The 15,618-nt window shown below is 72.5% G+C and carries 14 protein-coding genes; 3 read left to right on the top strand and 11 right to left on the bottom strand.

Translation table 11 applies throughout. The annotated features are described in order from the left end of the window. Window positions 1-38: 38 nt before the first annotated feature. From OG562_RS28440 to OG562_RS28395, 11 genes are all read right to left on the bottom strand, one after another. Window positions 39-797 (bottom strand): spherulation-specific family 4 protein, encoded by a 759-nt coding sequence (locus OG562_RS28440; RefSeq protein WP_266402737.1) that lies wholly within the window; start codon window positions 795-797, stop codon window positions 39-41. Then, window positions 785-1,747 (bottom strand): NAD(P)-dependent oxidoreductase, encoded by a 963-nt coding sequence (locus tag OG562_RS28435; RefSeq protein WP_266402734.1) that lies wholly within the window; start codon window positions 1,745-1,747, stop codon window positions 785-787. Before OG562_RS28435 ends, OG562_RS28440 begins: the two co-directional genes overlap by 13 nt. 579 nt (window positions 1,748-2,326) lie before the next feature. Next, window positions 2,327-3,511 carry a hypothetical protein gene (locus OG562_RS28430; protein ID WP_266402732.1) on the bottom strand — a complete coding sequence of 395 codons (1,185 nt, stop codon included), beginning with the start codon at window positions 3,509-3,511 and terminating at the stop codon, window positions 2,327-2,329. Then, on the bottom strand, window positions 3,508-5,355 hold the full coding sequence (locus OG562_RS28425) for a DUF3492 domain-containing protein (RefSeq protein ID WP_266402731.1): 1,848 nt from the start codon (window positions 5,353-5,355) through the stop codon (window positions 3,508-3,510). Before OG562_RS28425 ends, OG562_RS28430 begins: the two co-directional genes overlap by 4 nt. Window positions 5,356-5,590: 235 nt before the next feature. Further along, window positions 5,591-7,351, bottom strand: a complete 1,761-nt coding sequence (locus tag OG562_RS28420; RefSeq protein WP_266402729.1) for an ABC transporter ATP-binding protein — start codon at window positions 7,349-7,351, stop codon at window positions 5,591-5,593. A gap of 17 nt (window positions 7,352-7,368) precedes the next feature. Continuing rightward, entirely contained in the window at window positions 7,369-8,385 is a 1,017-nt protein-coding gene (locus OG562_RS28415) for an ABC transporter permease (protein WP_266402727.1), read from the bottom strand. Next, window positions 8,382-9,407 (bottom strand): ABC transporter permease, encoded by a 1,026-nt coding sequence (locus OG562_RS28410; protein WP_266402725.1) that lies wholly within the window; start codon window positions 9,405-9,407, stop codon window positions 8,382-8,384. Before OG562_RS28410 ends, OG562_RS28415 begins: the two co-directional genes overlap by 4 nt. A gap of 4 nt (window positions 9,408-9,411) precedes the next feature. Further along, on the bottom strand, window positions 9,412-11,130 hold the full coding sequence (locus tag OG562_RS28405) for an ABC transporter substrate-binding protein (RefSeq protein WP_266402722.1): 1,719 nt from the start codon (window positions 11,128-11,130) through the stop codon (window positions 9,412-9,414). A 207-nt stretch (window positions 11,131-11,337) separates the two neighbouring features. Further along, window positions 11,338-11,433, bottom strand: a complete 96-nt coding sequence (locus OG562_RS46055; protein WP_323187565.1) for an Ms4533A family Cys-rich leader peptide — start codon at window positions 11,431-11,433, stop codon at window positions 11,338-11,340. 56 nt (window positions 11,434-11,489) lie between these two features. Next, window positions 11,490-12,893, bottom strand: a complete 1,404-nt coding sequence (locus tag OG562_RS28400; protein WP_266402720.1) for a DUF3152 domain-containing protein — start codon at window positions 12,891-12,893, stop codon at window positions 11,490-11,492. A gap of 8 nt (window positions 12,894-12,901) precedes the next feature. Further along, complete coding sequence (locus OG562_RS28395) at window positions 12,902-13,876, bottom strand: alpha/beta fold hydrolase (protein ID WP_266402717.1); 975 nt, start codon at window positions 13,874-13,876, stop codon at window positions 12,902-12,904. Between the two features lie 174 nt (window positions 13,877-14,050). On the opposite strand from OG562_RS28395, the gene OG562_RS28390 reads away from it, so the two are divergent. From OG562_RS28390 to OG562_RS28380, 3 genes are all read left to right on the top strand, one after another. Next, window positions 14,051-14,269 carry a hypothetical protein gene (locus OG562_RS28390; RefSeq protein ID WP_266402715.1) on the top strand — a complete coding sequence of 73 codons (219 nt, stop codon included), beginning with the start codon at window positions 14,051-14,053 and terminating at the stop codon, window positions 14,267-14,269. A gap of 301 nt (window positions 14,270-14,570) precedes the next feature. Next, on the top strand, window positions 14,571-15,212 hold the full coding sequence (locus OG562_RS28385) for a TetR/AcrR family transcriptional regulator (protein ID WP_266402712.1): 642 nt from the start codon (window positions 14,571-14,573) through the stop codon (window positions 15,210-15,212). Between the two features lie 147 nt (window positions 15,213-15,359). Further along, window positions 15,360-15,587 carry a DUF3107 domain-containing protein gene (locus tag OG562_RS28380; RefSeq protein WP_266402710.1) on the top strand — a complete coding sequence of 76 codons (228 nt, stop codon included), beginning with the start codon at window positions 15,360-15,362 and terminating at the stop codon, window positions 15,585-15,587. Window positions 15,588-15,618 lie beyond the last annotated feature (31 nt).

Here is a 15,618-nt window from a genome sequence, read left to right as displayed (position 1 = left end):
CTACAGTTGTTCTGCCTGTAACACTGCCACGCCCTTCTTCATTCCGAGACACCCGTTCCGATCCGCGAGACGATCGCGTCCCAGTGGCCGGGCATGGTCTCCCAGGGGTCGGCCCGACCGCCGCGATCACCCCGGTCGGTGAACCAGATCGTCGCCGCGCCCTGCCAGCGGGCGATGCGCAGCGCCTCGTCGAGATGGACCCGGGGCACGCCGTGCACGAAGTGGCAGAAGCGCTCGGGCGGATGGTCCGCGGTCCACTCCGCCACCTGCGACCAGCGGTAGTCGCTCCAGGAGCCGGAGAAGGTGACCAACTGGTCGGCGATCTCGGCGTAGCCGGGGTGGGGGTGGGCGCCGTGGCCGAGCACGAGGTGGGGCGAGTCCCGGAGCGTGCCGAGCGTGGTGACCGTACGGCGGATCTCGGGGAGCGCGGCGCGGTCGGTCGGGCAGCGGGCCAGAAGGAAGCCGTCGACCTGGTACCAGTCGAGGTACCGCTGGGCGTCGGAGAGCGTCTCGGCGAAGGCGCGGGCGCCGTGGCGGGTGTCGAGCCGGCCGAGGACGCGGACGCCGGCGTTGCGCAGTCGGCCGGCGGCCTCCAGACAGTGCGGGTCGGGGCGGACGCCGGGACCGTCGGCGACATCGAGGACGACCCAGTGCAAGGGTGTGCCGGGGCGGGCGAGTTCGCCCCATTCGGTCGGTGCGAGGAGGGGGTGGGCGAGGCCGGGGACGCCGAGGCCGACGCGGACGTCGGTGGTGCCGGCGCTCGCGGCGCCCGCCGGGGAGCCGGTCAGATACGACATGCCGCCTCCATCCAGATGTCGGCGAGCGACTCCTCGAGGTTGATCCGGGGCCGCCAGCCGAGCCGGTCGCGGGCGGTGCGCACATCGGCCTGCTGCCAGCTGCCGCAGCCGTCCGGGTACGGGTACGCGACCGGCGCGGCATGGTCGGAGTCAGGGCGGGGGTGGCCGATGGCCGACCTGAGGTGGCCGCCGGGCGGGGCGTCGAGTTCGTGGAGGGAGCCGCCGTATCCGGCCACGCGCGCGAGGACGGAGGCGGCGTCGCGCAGGCGGACGGCACGCCCCGAGCCGATGTTGATGACGCCCTGTGCGGCGGAGAGCGAGGCGGCGTGCACCGCGCGGGCCACGTCGCGGACGTCGATGAAGTCGCGCTGGGCGCCCAGACCGGCGAGCTTGAGCTCGCCGTCGCCGGACTGCATGGCGCGGCGCATGGCCTCCGCGAGGCGGCCGAGCGGGGAGCCGGCGGGGGTGCCGGGGCCCGCGGGCGAGAAGACGCGCAGGACCACGGCGTCCAGACCGGATCCCAGGACCAGTTCGGTGGCGGCGAGTTTGCTGACGCCGTACGGGCCGCCCGGGCGTGGCACGGCGTCCTCGGCGGTAGAGGAGCCGGGCTGGCTCGGGCCGTACTCGGCGCCGCAGCCGATCTGCACCAGCCGCGCTCCGCACCCGCTGCGGCGCAGGGCCTCGCAGACGGTGGCGACGGCGACGGTGTTGTGCCGGGTGAGTTCGCGGGCGCCGCCGCGGGTGGAGCCCGCGCAGTTGACGACGACCTGGGGGTGGACCGCGTCGAGGAAGCGGGTGAGCGCGCCGGGGCTGCCGGTCGCGAGGTCGAAGCGGACGTCGGCGTCGTCGCCGCGGCCGAGCGCGGTGAGCTGGACGGCCGGGTCGGCGAGCAGACGGTCGGCGACGAAGCGGCCGAGGTAGCCGTTGGCTCCGATCAGCAGGACCCTCATCGCGCGCCTCCCCGAGTGTGCGTTTCGGGCACTCCGACGGCGCCGGGCCCTTCAGGCACTCCGACGGCCGCGCACGCCTCGGCTGCTGCGCACGCTTCGGCTGCTCCGGTGACCGCGGGGGCTCCTGCGACCGCGGGTGCCCCGGTGGCTCCGGTCGCTCCGGATCGGGAGGTGGTCATCTGGTCTCTCCTTCAAGAGTGGTGCGGTTGCCTGCGGTGAGAGGGAGGAGCGCATACGTCGTGCGGTCGGAACACGGCGGGGGTGGCGCTGCGTGCGGTGGTCGGGAGGCGGACGGCTGACGACCCGCGCGGGAACGGCGACCCCGCGACGCGGCCGAGCCGGTCGGGCGCAGACGGCGGCGCAGCGGCGCGGCCGGGGCGGTCGGGCGGGAGCCGCTGGAGGGCAGCGCGGCCGGGGCCGTGGGGCGGGGGCAGCTCGGCGGCGGCACGGCTGGGGCCGTCGCGTCGGAGCGGCTGGGTTCGGGCGCGGCTGGGCGCTGGGCGCTGCTCCGGCTCCGGTTGTGGTTGCCGTTGTGGCTGCGGTTGCCCTTGCCGTCGCGGCTGCGGCTGCCGTTGCGGGTCAGCACGGCTGGTCCGGGATGGCGTGGGCCGAAGCCCTGGTCAGGGTGCGGGTCGCGTGGATCAGGAGGGTCAGGGCGGCGACTCCGCAGATGAGGGCCGGGACGCCGGCCGGGCCCCAGGCGACGATGAGGCTCTCCACGGGGACGGCCAGGAAGCCGCAGCCGGGGAGGCGGCCCGCGAAGACCGTGGCCGGGGCGAGCGCCTCGGCGGCCCCGGCGGCCCCGATGGCGACCGCGGGTACGTGGGTGAAGCCGTGCACGGTGAGGAGGCGGGCGAGGAAGAGCAGCGCGCCCAGGGTGAGTGTGTGGGCGTAGACGGCGGGCTCCCCCACGGCCAGGGCGCAAAGGGTGGCCAGAGTCGTGAGCGCGCACAGGAACAGGGCGCACGTGCCGAGCAGCAACGGTTGCACAGAGGCGGCGAACTCCTCCAGGCCACGGCTGGTGTTCAGGCGGCGGCGGGCGCGTACGGCGAGAAGGCGGGCGCACCAGGCGGCGGGCGCGCAGGCCAGGGCGAGGGTGAGCAGCGGGGCGGTGGCGACGGGCCAGACGCCGTCCGGCGTCCCGTCGGGCAGGCCGTCGGGGCCGCCGCCGACGGCGGTGCGCAGGAGGCTGTCGCCGAGGGCCGCGTAGACGAGCAGCCAGCAGGTCCAGGCGCCGGTGCGGTGCGGGCCGGGGTGGGCGCCGCGGTGCGGGCTCAGCGGGCCTCGGCGGAATGCCGCGCGCAGGGCCAGGGTCACGGCGAGGATGCCGCCGGCGACGACGAGGGGAGTCGTCGTCCCGTGGGTGAGACGCAGACCGGCCACCGTCGCGGCGCACAGGACGCCCGGCAGCAGCGCGAGCAGCGCCCAGTCCCGGCGGGACGGCGGGGCAGCGGTGGGTGCGGGACGCGGGGGCGGGTCGGCGTCGCGGGGGACGCGGGCGTACATCTCCTCCGCGAGGGAGAAGACGTCCCGGTGCCTGAAGCGGGCGGCGGTGCGGTCGGTGACGCCGTGGGCCTCCAGACCCGCCGCGATCTCCAGCGGGTCCACCGCCCGTTCGCACAGGTCACGGTGGCGGTGCATCAGGGTCTTCACCGGATCCACGGCGCCGCGGCGGGGTGCGGCCGCTGCGGCGGGCCTGCGGGGCGGCGGTGCGGTGTCTGGGGTGCCTGGGGTGCCTGTGGTGAATTCGCCGAGTTCGTTCATCGCGCCCCCTCAGTCGCGGCGACAGGCGCCGTCCCACGTACCGGCGTCGTCCCACGTACCGGCGTCGTCCCCAGCCCGGGCCCGGTCCCCCGCCCCGCCGCCGTCCCCCGTACCGGAGGTCCCGCCGCCCAGCCCGGGCCGCGCCGGGCCGTGACGCGTGTTTCCAGACCGGTCCACAGGCCCAGCAGTCGGGCCTCGGCGGGGACGGCGAACGGCCTGGGGTCGCCTGCGTCGTCGAGGACCACCTGGCGGACCGGGCTCTGGGAGACGATCTCCAGGTAAATGCTGTGAAACGCCTCGACGTTCCGCTCGACGGTGAACAGTTCCAGCGCGCGTGCGCGGGCGGCCGCGCCCAGGCGCGCACGGCGCTCGGGGTCGCGCAGCAGCGCCCCGCACGCCTCCGCGAGCGCCCGCGGATTGCGCGGCGGGACGACCAGCCCCGTACCGCCGATGACCTCGACCACCGCACCGACGTCCGTCGACACGGTCGCCCGCCCGCAGAACATCGCCTCGACCAGGCCGACGGGGAACCCCTCGACGACGCTGGACAGGACGACGACGGCGCCGGCCGCGTACGCCTCGGCGAGGGTGGGCGCCTCCGGGCCGCCGATCTCCTCGAAGGAGACGGGGTTGTCGCCGACGGAGTGGGGCCCCTCCGCCTCGTCGGGGAAGAGCTGGGCGGCGAGCATCCGGCAGTGGCCGAGGTAGGCCTCGCCCTCCGAGCCGGTCGACGCACCGGTCGGCGCGCAGATGATCCGCAGCCGCGTCCTCGGCTGCTCCTTGCGGACCTCCGCGAAGGCGTGCAGCAGGGACACCAGGTCCTTCGCCGGCTCCACCCGGCCGACCCAGACCAGGGTGTCCGGGTCGCCGCCGTCGGGCGCGTCGCCCACCTCGGCGAAGCGGGCGGCGGCCATGCCCGGGTAGACGGTGCGCAGCTTGGCGCGGTCGGCGCCGCAGCGTTCCTGCCAGCGGCGGGCGTGGGTGTTGCCGGGCGTGACGCACGCCGCCTGCCGGTAGACCTCGGCGGCGAGCCGCCCGTGGAAGGCGGCGAGCAGGGCGCGTACGGCGGGAGCCGCGGCCGGGGCGGACGAGGCGTCCGGGTCGGCGCTCGAGCCCGAGCTCAGATAGTGCGTCCGCAGCCGCACCCCGTACTCGGTCACCAGCAACGGCACGTCGAAGAAGTGCCGTGCGAGCAGCCCGGGCAGGGCGGCCGCGCCGCCGGACGTGGCATGGCACAGGTCGACCGAGCCGAGGCCGTGCCCCCTGTCCACCGCACTGCCCCCGCCACCCCCACCAACCCCACCGTCCCCGCTGTCGTCGTACCAGTCGAGTGAGAGGGGGCGCAGGGCGCGTTCGAGGTGCGCGGCGACGGCGAGCAGATCGGGTACGCGCGCCTCGCGCGCCGGGCTCAGCGCGCCGGGCGCACGGCAGGCGCGCTCCAGCGCGCGCACAGCGCCTTCCGAGCGGAGCGCTCCCACCAGCCCGCCCTCGTGGCGAGCGAGGTCGGCGAGGCCGTACAGCGCGTTGGCGAAACGGTCCGCCTGAGAGGCGGAAGCGTCGCACAAGGAGGCCGCCAGCTCCCCGTAGCACTCGGCGAAGCGCCGGCGTGCGCGCCGTCCGTAGGCGACCCCGTCGTCCTCCGCCGTCCACAGTGGAGCGGTCCGCACCCCGCTGACCTGCGGGGGAAGCTCCACCCAGCCCGCGTTCTCCTGGCGTTCGGCGCGACTGAGCGCGTAGACGTCGAACTCGTGCTGCCCGAGCCCGCGCACGAGCCGGTCGCACCAGAGTCCGGCATCACCGCTCACATACGGATAGCCGCCCTCCGTAAGCAGTCCGATGCGCACGCGCGCACCCCCGATCTCCCGTTGGGGGAGCCGCCGTTGACCCGGCGGCTCGCAGCGGGAAGAACGTATGCGGACAAGGCGGTGGCGCGACGGACGGTTGTCCATCGCGCCACCAAAAGGGGTGAACGGTCGTAACTTTCCCGTGCGGGTCGCGTTCCGTCGCGCTAAGAGATCACTTGAGCGCGCAACGTCACGCCGCGCCGCCCATGCGCAGACCCCGGCCGCGGTACGACCGTCACACCACGGCCAACTCCCGCCGCCGCGCCCGCCGCAGCGCGGCCACCGCCGGGTCGAGCGACGGTACGGCGGCCAGGAGCTGCTGGGTGTACGGGTCGCGCGGGGACTCGTACACCATGTCGGCCGGGCCCTCCTCGACGATCCGCCCGCGCCGCATCACCGCGACCCGGTCGCTGACCTGGCGCACCACGGCGAGGTCGTGGGCGACGAAGACGAGCGCGAGGCCGAGTTCGCGCTGGAGTTCGCCGAGCAGGGCGACGACCTGGGCCTGGGTGGTCACGTCGAGCGCGGAGACGGGCTCGTCGCAGACGATGACGCGCGGGTCGGCCGCGAGCGCCCGCGCGATGCCCACGCGCTGACGCTGACCGCCGCTGAACTCGTGCGGGTAGCGGTCGTAGTGCGCCCCTTCGAGCCCCACACGCCCCAGCAGTTCCGTGACGCGCCCCCTGATGCGCGCCTCGTCCAGCCCCCCGCGCGCGCGGAGCGGGTCGGCGATGGACTCGCCCACGCTGCGGCGGGGGTTGAGGGAGGAGACGGGGTCCTGGAAGACCATCTGCACGCTCGGGTTCACGCCCGACACGGCACGCCCCTCGTAGCGGACCTCGCCCCGCGTCGGCTCCAGGAGCCCGACCAGCATGCGCCCCAGCGTCGTCTTGCCGCTGCCGCTCTCGCCGACGACGCCCAGGGTCTCGCCCCGGCGGATCGCCAGCGACACGCCGTCCACGGCCGCGAACGCCCGCTTCCCCCGCCCGAACTCGCGCCGCAGACCGACCGCCTCGAGAACCACGTCGGCTTCGACAACCACGTCGGCTTCGACAACCACCTCGGCTTCGACAACCACCTCAGCCTCAGGAAGGGCGTCAGCCCCAGGAACCACCTCGGCCTCGGAAAAAAAGTCCGCCTCGGAAAGAACGTCCGCCTCGAGAACCACGCCGGTCTCCGGAACGCCGTCCGCCTCCGGCCCGCCCGCGGCCGGCCGCCGCCGTACGTCCACCCGTGGCACCGCGCCCAGCAGCTCCCGCGTGTACGGTGCGGCGGGCGCGCTCAGGACGGTTGCCACCGGCCCGTGCTCCACGACCCGGCCGTGGCGCATCACCAGCACCTCGTCGACGCTCTCGGCGGCGACGCCCACGTCGTGCGTGACCAGCAGCAGCCCCATGCCGGTCTCCTCGCGCAAGGTGTGCAGGAGGTCGAGGATCTGGGCCTGGACGGTCACGTCGAGGGCGGTGGTCGGCTCGTCGGCGATCAGCAGATCGGGTGCGCAGGCCAGCGCCATGGCGATGAGGGCGCGCTGGCGCATCCCGCCGCTGAACTCGTGCGGGCGCGACCGGGACCGCCGTACCGCGTCCGGAATTCCCACTCTCTCCAGGACCTGCACCGCACGCGCGCGTGCCGCGCGTCGGGACACGCGCGTGTGCACGCGGTGGACCTCGGCGATCTGGTCGCCGATCGCGTAGTACGGGTCGAGGGACGACAGCGGGTCCTGGAACACCATCGCGGCCCTGCCGCCGCGCAGTCGCCGCAGCTCCTCGTCGGACGCCGTCCGTACGTCGGTGCCGGCCACCCGCACCGAGCCGCCGACGGACGCCCCCGTGCCCCGGTGCAGCCCCAGCAGGGCCGAGGCGACCGTGGACTTGCCCGAGCCGGACTCGCCGACCAGGGCGAGCGCGGCGCCCTTCTCGAGGCTGAAGGAGAGCCCGTCGACGGCCCGCAGCTCGCCGAACTCGACCGACAGATCCTCGACTTGGACAAGGCTCATGCCAGGATCACCCGTGCTCATGTCAGCACCACCCGTCGGTCGGCCACCGCGTACAGGACGTCCGCGACGGCGTTGGCGAGGACCACGAAGAATCCGATGACCAGGACCATCCCGACGACCACCGGGAGGTCGACGACGTTGACCGCGTGCACCAGCTCCTGGCCGATGCCGGGAAGTCCGAAGAGGGTCTCGGTGAGCACCGCGCCGCCGACCGCGGAACCGAAGTTGTTCGCGTTCAGGGCGATGACCGGCGCGAACGCCCCGCGCAGCGCGTGCCGCCCGATGACGGACCGCTCGCCGACGCCGTACGCGCGGAAGGTGCGGATGTGGTCCTCGGCGAGGGTCTCCAGCATCGACGCGCGGGTCAGCCGGGCGAACGAGGCCGCCTCGATGAGGGCGAGCGACAGCCAGGGCAGGAGCAGGTTCCACGCCCACTGTTCGGGGTCGTCGGTGAAGTTCACGTACTGCGGGAAGGGCAGCAGCTGCAGCTCTCCGCAGACGACGATCATCAGGATCAGGCCGATGACGAAGACGGGCGTGGCCGTTCCGGCGAGGGTGACGGCGGTCAGGACGCGCTCGGTGAACCGTCCGCGCCGCCAGGCCGAGAGCACGCCGGTGCCGATGCCGAGGATCAGCCACAGCACCATCGCGCCGAACACCAGCGAGAGGCTGATCGGCAGCTTCGTCAGGATCAGCTGGGTGACCTGCCGGTCGCTCTGGTACGACAGTCCCAGGCAGGGCGCGGAGCAGTGCTCGACGGAGGTGCCCGTGGAGTAGTCCTGGCCTACGACGAGGCCCTCCAGGAAGTGCCAGTAGCGCAGGTACAGGGGGTCGTCGAGGCGCAGTTGCTCGGCGACCTGGTGCACCTGCTCCGGGGAGCAGCGCGGGCCGCAGGTGATCTGGGCGACGTTGCCGGGGGTCACGTAGAAGACGACGTAGACGATCACCGAGATGGCGAACAGGGTGAGCGCGGCGCCGATCGCGCGACGCAGCACGAAGCCGCCGAAGCCGCTCAAACCACTGAAGCCGCTCATGAGGAGTCCGCCTTGTTCTCGCGCCTGCGGCCTGTTCCGACCCGCAGTCGGGACGCCGCGCGCGGGTCGAGTGCGGTGCGCACGCCGTCGCCGAGGACGGTGAGCGCGAGGACGGTCACGAAGAGGGCGCCGGCGGGCAGCAGCAGGTACTGCGGGGCGGCCTGGTACCAGACGTCGGCGGCGGTGAGCATCTGCCCCCAGGACGGCGTGGGCGGCTTCACGCCGACACCGAGGAAGGACAGGGCGGCCTCGACGCTGATGTTCTGCGGCACGAGCAGCGCCGCGTAGGTGATGACGGGCGCGGCCAGGCCGGGCAGGAGTTCGCGGCGGGCGATCCGCCAGGCGCCCCAGCCGCTGAGCCGGGCCGCGGAGACGTAGTCGAGCCCCTTGAGGGTGAGCGTCTGGGCGCGCACGACCTTCGCGATGTTGCCCCAGGAGATCAGGCCGATGACCAGGGTGACCAGTACGGTCCGGGGGAAGCTGGCCGGGACGATCGCCAGCAGCGCCAACGACATGATCATCAACGGCATGGCGACGAAGATGTCCGTGATCCGGCTCAACAGTTGATCAACCCATTGATTGCCGAGTGCGGCCGCGATGCCCATGGTGACGCCGATGACGACCTGGACGACGGTCGCGGCCAGCGCGACGCCGAGCGACACCCGGGCGCCGTAGGCGAGGCGGGCGAACAGGTCGCGGCCGGTCTGCGGTTCGACGCCGAGCCAGTGGTCGCCGCTGACGCCGCCCAGCGAGCCGATGGGCACGCCCCCGCGCGCGGAGTCGATGAGGGAGGGGTAGTAGGTGGTCGGGTCCTGGCCCTCGATGGCGGTGAGCAGCGGCGCGGCGAGCGCGACCAGGACGAGCAGCGCGACGACGACCGCCGCGACGAGGGCGGCGCGCTGCGCACGCAGCCGCCGCCAGAACTGACGGGCCCCCGAGGCCCCCGGCACGGACGCGGGGTCCGTGCCGGGGGCCTGGGCGGCGAGGACGGCCTCGGCGGCCGCCTTGGTGACCTCGCTCACGGTGTTACTTCACCGCGACCTGCGACGGGTCCAGGACGCCGTCCCAGTCGCTGATGACGATGTTGCGGACGTCCTCGCCGTAGAGCCGCTTGTAGACGGGGTGGAACAGCGGGACGGTCAGCGCCTGCGCGCCGATCTTCTTGTCCAGTGCGCCCCACCTCTTGGCGGCCGCGTCAAGATCGGTCAACTTGTTGATCGCGTCAATCTCGGCATTGACCGACTTGTCATCGAGGAAGCCCGTGTTGAAGTTGGCTCCGTCCTTGACGATCTGCCGGCCGTCGAAGATCGGGGCGAGGAACGGACCGCCCGACGGCCAGTCGGCGCCCCAGTGGGCGAGGAAGAAGCCGGGCTCGGTCTTCACGTCGTGGATCGTGTCGGAGTAGTCGTTCTCCTCCAGACCCTGGAGCTTGACGGTGATGCCGGCCTTCTTGAGCGCGTCCTGGACGGCGGTCGCGATCTCCGGGCTGGTCTCGAAGTCCTGGCTGTTGGAGTGGGTGAGGGTGACGGTCAGCCCGTTGGGGTAACCGGCCTCCTTCAGCAGCTCCTTGGCCTTCGCCGCGTTCCCGGTCTCACCGGCCGGGAAGAGGTCGTAGGGCTCGTAGCCGAAGGACTTCTGGCTCGGCAGATAGGTGGTGGCGGCCTCCGCGAGCGACGAGCCGCCCGCCGCGTTGACGACCGACGACCGGTCGACGGCGTACGAGATCGCCTGCCGCACCTTGATGTCGTCGAACGGCTTCACCTTCGGGTTGAACGCGATGTAGTTGGTGTAGCCGAAGTGGCCGGTGCCCACGCGCGCGGCGAGTTCCTTGTCGCCGGTGACCTTGGCGAGCTCGGCCGGGCCGAGGTTGGTGTCCGTGGTGATGGCGGTGGCGTCCGCTCCCTGGGACGCGGACAGCCGCTGGTTGATCACCGAGGAGTCGAGCCCGGACCGTACGTCGATCTTGTCCGGGTACGCCTTGCGCTCGACGTCCGTCGAGGCGGACCAGTAGGTGTTGCGCTCCAGGGTGAGCCGCTCACCGTCGTTCTCGTTCTTGACGACCTTGTAGGGGCCGGACGAGACCGGGTGCTCCTCGTACTTCGTGCCGGTGTCCTTGGCCTTCGGCACGGGCGCGAACTGCGTCTGCGTGGCCAGGTAGGGGAACTCGCCCTCCGGCTTGTTCAGATGGAAGACGATCGTGAGGTCGTCCGGCGTCTCGATGGACGCGAGCCCCTTGGAGTCCTTGTACGGCCCCTGGTAGTCGGCCGCACCGACCAGCCAGTCCCGCAGATAGGGCGCGCCGCCGGAGAGCTCGGGCGCGAAGGACCGCTCGATCCCGTACTTGACGTCGGCCGAGGTGATGGCGGTCCCGTCCTCGTACTTGAGCCCCTTCTTCAAGGTGTACGTCCAGACGGTCGCGTCCTTGTTGGAGCGCCCGGTGTCGGTGGCGAGGTCGGGGACGACCTTGGCTCCGGCGGCCCCGTTCTCGCGGTTGCGCGTGGTGAGCGTGCGGAAGACCAGGGAGGGGACCTTGCCGCCGCCGGAGGTGTAGAGGCGGGCCGGGTCGAAGTCCTGCTGCGGGTTGCGGTTCAGGATGGTCAGCGTGCCGCCCTTGTGGGGCGTGGAGTCGCTGCCGGAGGCCTTGGCATCGTTGTCTTCCGGCCCGCAGGCGGCGGCGCCGGCCACCACCACCAGGCTGACGGATGCCACGGCCACGCGGCGCGCTATGAGGGACGGTTGACGCATCGGAAAGACGACCTCTCGGTTGGCGAGTCTCACCGCCCGTCTCGATGAATGAGACAGGGCGACGAGGAGTGAGACGAGGGAGAACAGACGTCTGCCCCGGCGCCGGGTCGTCGGAGAACCACGAGAAGGTCACCACCCGTGACCGGCTCACCAGTTCACGGAGGGGGACAAGGAGATTCGCGACGCACGCGCCTGAGGGGGCGGGCGTCAGCGACAGTGGATGTCGGCCACGCAGAGCGCGGCCACGCCGAAGAGCGCCAGCTCGATGGCGGCGCTGCTGTCGACGACATGACTAGACCACATGCGCAGCAATATGTATGAACTTTGCGGTCATGTCAATGTGACATAAGTGGCGTTCGTCAACTGCTCGGGTAAGGCCAGGGGTTGGGCAGACAGTGGATTCCGTCGTGGTCGAGGAACTTCGTCTGCTGTTGCATGACCGGCGCGAGGTCGCCGTCCTTGTCGCAGGTCACATGGCCGTGGCCGAGCCGGTGGCCGACCTCGTGGTTGATCAGCATCTGCCGGTAGGCGTACATCTCGTCGCCGTAGGTCTTCGAGCCCTGCGCCCACCGGTAGGCGTTGATCATCACGCGTTCGGTGGCGGCGGAGTCGCAGGAGACGTTGTCCTCGGTGGTGTCCAGACCGGACTTGGCGCACCAGAAGGCGGTGGTGCCGGGGCTGGCGAGGGTGATGACGAAGTCGGGCCTGCCCGAGTAGATCCGCTCGAAGGTGCGGGCGCCGTTGTGCGCCCAGCTGCGGTCGTCGTTCAGCGTCTTCTGCACGGCCTGCGCGAAGAGTTCCCCATCGAGCCCCAGCCCCTGCTCGACGTCCACGCGGTAGGTGTACTTCCGCCCCTTGCCGGGGGCCTTGGCGACGCCGGGGATCGCGTCGAACTTCCCGGACCCCTTGAGCTTCGCGGCGAGCGGGTACTTGGCGTCCATCTTCTGCGCGTACGTCAGCGCCACCGCGCTGGGGGACGCGGAGGGGCTCGGGCTCGCGTCGCCGCCCGGGGCGGAGCCGAGGTCCTGGTCCTCACGGGCCTGGCCGGTCGCGGACTGCGACTGGACGGTGTCCTCGTTCCGGGTGTCCGCGACCTGTCCGGCGACCACCACGGCCAGCACCGTGGTGACCGCGGCGGCCGCGATGCCGGTGAACGTCCGCCCCTTGGCGCCCTTGACGGGCGCGGGATCACCGACGGGCGGCGCGTCGTCGTCCTCGGCGGGGGCGACGGTCCGGGTGGCCGGGCCCCGGTCGTCGACGGAGGCGAACGGGTCGCTTCCGTAAGGGTCACTTCCGTAGGGGTCGCTCCCGTACGGGGCACTGCCGTACGGGCCGCTCGCATGCGAGGACGTGACGCCGACCGGCCTGCGCCGCGCGAAGACGTCGTCGTCCTCACCGGACTCACCGGACTCGCCGAACCCACCGGACTCGCTGAAGGCGTCGAGGTAGTCCTGCCGCGGACCCCGAGGGCCGCGCCGACCCTGAGGACCCCCAGGGGGCGCCGGCCGCTGACGCGGTATGGCTGGCCCGACTCCGGGCGCCCGGCCTCCGCCCCTCAACTCACCCCAGCCGCCCCCGACTTCACGCTGCTCGGGGTGGCCGCCACGTACCTGCGGCACACCGCGGGCGGGGGTGCCGTCGTAGGACCGGGGCTCGCCCTCAGGGGCCCCTTGCGAGGCACCTCGGGGAGCACCGGCGGCACCGGCGGCGTCCGAAGCGCCCGTGCCCTTGGGGGCGGGTCCGCGTCGGCTGTGGCGTCCCACGGCGCGCCTCAGCTCCCCGCGCCCGCGCCGCTGTCCGTCTCCGCGAGCAGGTCCCGGAACGCCGTGGCCACCGCCTCGGGGTACTCCATCATCGCCACGTGTCCGGCGTTCGGCAGCGTGAGCAGGCGGGAGTCGCGGAAGGCGCGGGCGGCCCGCTGGGCCATACGGAAGCCGACGAGCTGGTCGCGGCCGCCGTAGACGAGGAGCGTCGGGGCGAGGACCCGCTCGGCCTGACGCCAGAGCCCGTGCTGGCCGCCCAGTGTGTACGCGCTGAGCAGTCCGCGCGTGGACCGCGTCAACGCGTCCCAGAAGTACGGCAGTTGCAGCCGCCGTTCCAGTTCCTCCACCGCGTGCTGGAACGCCTCCGGGCTGACCCGCGCGGGATCGCCGTAGCAGAGGGCCGTGACGCCGCGGACGCGCTGTTCGGCCGTCCACTCGCGGGTGAGCCGGCTGAAGAGCGCGGCCACGCCGGGCAGACCGACCAGTCCCGTGGGCAGCGCGGTGCGCTGTACGCGCAGTTCCGGCAGGGCGGGCGAGACCAGGGTCAGCGTCCGGACCAGATCGGGCCGGACCGCTGCCACGCGCGTGGACACCGCGCCGCCGAGCGAGTTGCCGAGGAGATGGACGGGCCCGCGGTCGACGGCGTCGAGGTAACGGATCACGGCACGCGCGTGTGCCGTGATGGAGTAGTTGCCGTCGTCCGGCGGCGGGGAGTCGCCGAATCCCGGCAGATCGACGGCCTCGCTCGCCACGACCCCGTCGAGCAGCGCCATCAGCGCGGACCAGTTCTGCGACGAACCGCCCAGCCCATGGACGCAGAGCGCGGGCTCGAGCGTCTCGCGCGCGGGCGGCCTGGACCGGATCGACAGAGTGACGCCCGGCAGCCTCACCGACCTCATCCGCTCGCCCTCCGCGACCCTGACGGCGGGCGCGTTCGTCAGCACACTGGTGGCCGGCACGGACGGCAGCTCGGTCGAAGACATGCGGCAATGTTACGAGACGATCACGCAGGGGTTCGTGTGTTCGCCATCACAAGAAGTGGTCGTGTGTGTCACAAGAAGTGGGCGTCCGAAACGAGTGTCTCCTAGGCTCGTAGTGAGGGCACCCGCTTGTAGCACCTGCATCTCGCAGGGACGTTCGTAGGAAGGGAGCCCACCATGGCCGTTGACCCCTCCGACCCCGACACGTTCGCCGAGGACGACGAACCCACGGAGATCGACGTCGAGGCGCCGGAGAACGACGCCGCCGAACAGCTCGTGGACCTCGCGCACGACCGCGACGATCCCCTCGAAGGGGTGGACCCCGCCCAGGCGAACGAGGCCGACCTCGTCGAACAGGCCCGCGTCGTCTCGCTCGACGAGGACGACTACCGCTGAGAACGAGCACCACGGAGAACGAGTACCACCGAGAAACGCCTGCCGCTGAGGACGACTACCGCAACCGCCGAGGACGACTACCGCCACCGCCGAGGACGGCCGCCGCCGAGCAGGAGACGACCGCCGCCGAGCAGGAGCGGGGCTGCCCCCTGCCCGAACCGCACCGGTTTGAAACCTTCTGTGCGGCTTATGTCATCGTCCGGTCCGTGAAATTCTGCGCTCGCACCGCGCACACGAGGGTTACTGAAAAGTACGATGGCCGCGCGGCGCTCACCGCATGAGGACGACCTTGGGAGGCGGCGTGACAGCCATCGAGCAGACAGAGGCGGCACGCCCGCGAGGCACGCGCCTACCGCGCCGTGCCCGACGGAACCAGCTGCTGGGCGCCGCCCAGGAAGTCTTCGTGGCACAGGGCTACCACTCGGCCGCCATGGACGACATCGCCGAGCGGGCCGGCGTCAGCAAGCCGGTGCTCTACCAGCACTTCCCCGGCAAGCTCGACCTCTACCTCGCCCTGCTGGACCAGCACTGCGAGTCGCTCATCCAGGCCGTGCGCGGCGCCCTCGCGTCGACGACCGACAACAAGCAGCGCGTCCGCGCGACGATGGACGCGTACTTCGCGTACGTCGAGGACGACGGCGGCGCCTTCCGGCTGGTCTTCGAGTCGGATCTGACCAACGAGCCCGCGGTGCGCGAGCGCGTCGACAAGGTCACCAACGAGTGCGCCGAGGCGATCTGCGAGGTCATCGCGGAGGACACCGGCCTCTCGCGCGCGGAGTCCATGCTGCTCGCCTCCGGTCTGGGCGGCCTCGCGCAGGTCGTGGCCCGCTCCTGGCTGCACAGCGACCGCAGCGTCCCGCGCGACCAGGCGGTGCAGCTGCTGGCCTCGCTGGCCTGGCGCGGCATCGCCGGTTTCCCGCTGCACGGCACCGATCAGCACTGACCCGCAGGGGGCCTCGGCCGTTTGTTCCCGCCCGGTGTTCGCTCCTGGCGTGGACGCCCGCGCCGTGCACGTCGCCTCGCCGGGCTAATGTGTGCAGCGTACGGCGCGGACGCCCGCGCACCTCGTGACCGTCGGAGGGACATAGCCGTGGAGGTCAAGATCGGCGTGCAGCACGCGCCTCGCGAGATCGTTCTGGAGAGCGGTCAGAGTGCCGAGGAGGTCGAGCGCGTGGTGGCCGACGCCCTGGCCGGGAAGTCGCAGCTGCTCAGCCTCGTGGACCAGCACGGCCGCAAGGTCCTGGTCCCGGCCGACCGTCTGGCCTACGTGGAGCTCGGCGAGCCGGCCCCGCGCAAGGTGGGCTTCGGCGCGCTGTAAGCGGACGAACGGAGGGGGCCCGGCAGCCGAA

Origin of the sequence: Streptomyces sp. NBC_01275, assembly GCF_026340655.1 — a bacterium.
GTDB lineage: Bacteria > Actinomycetota > Actinomycetes > Streptomycetales > Streptomycetaceae > Streptomyces.
The sequence above is the reverse complement of the archived record's forward strand: the minus strand, read 5'-3'. Positions and strand labels throughout refer to the sequence as shown.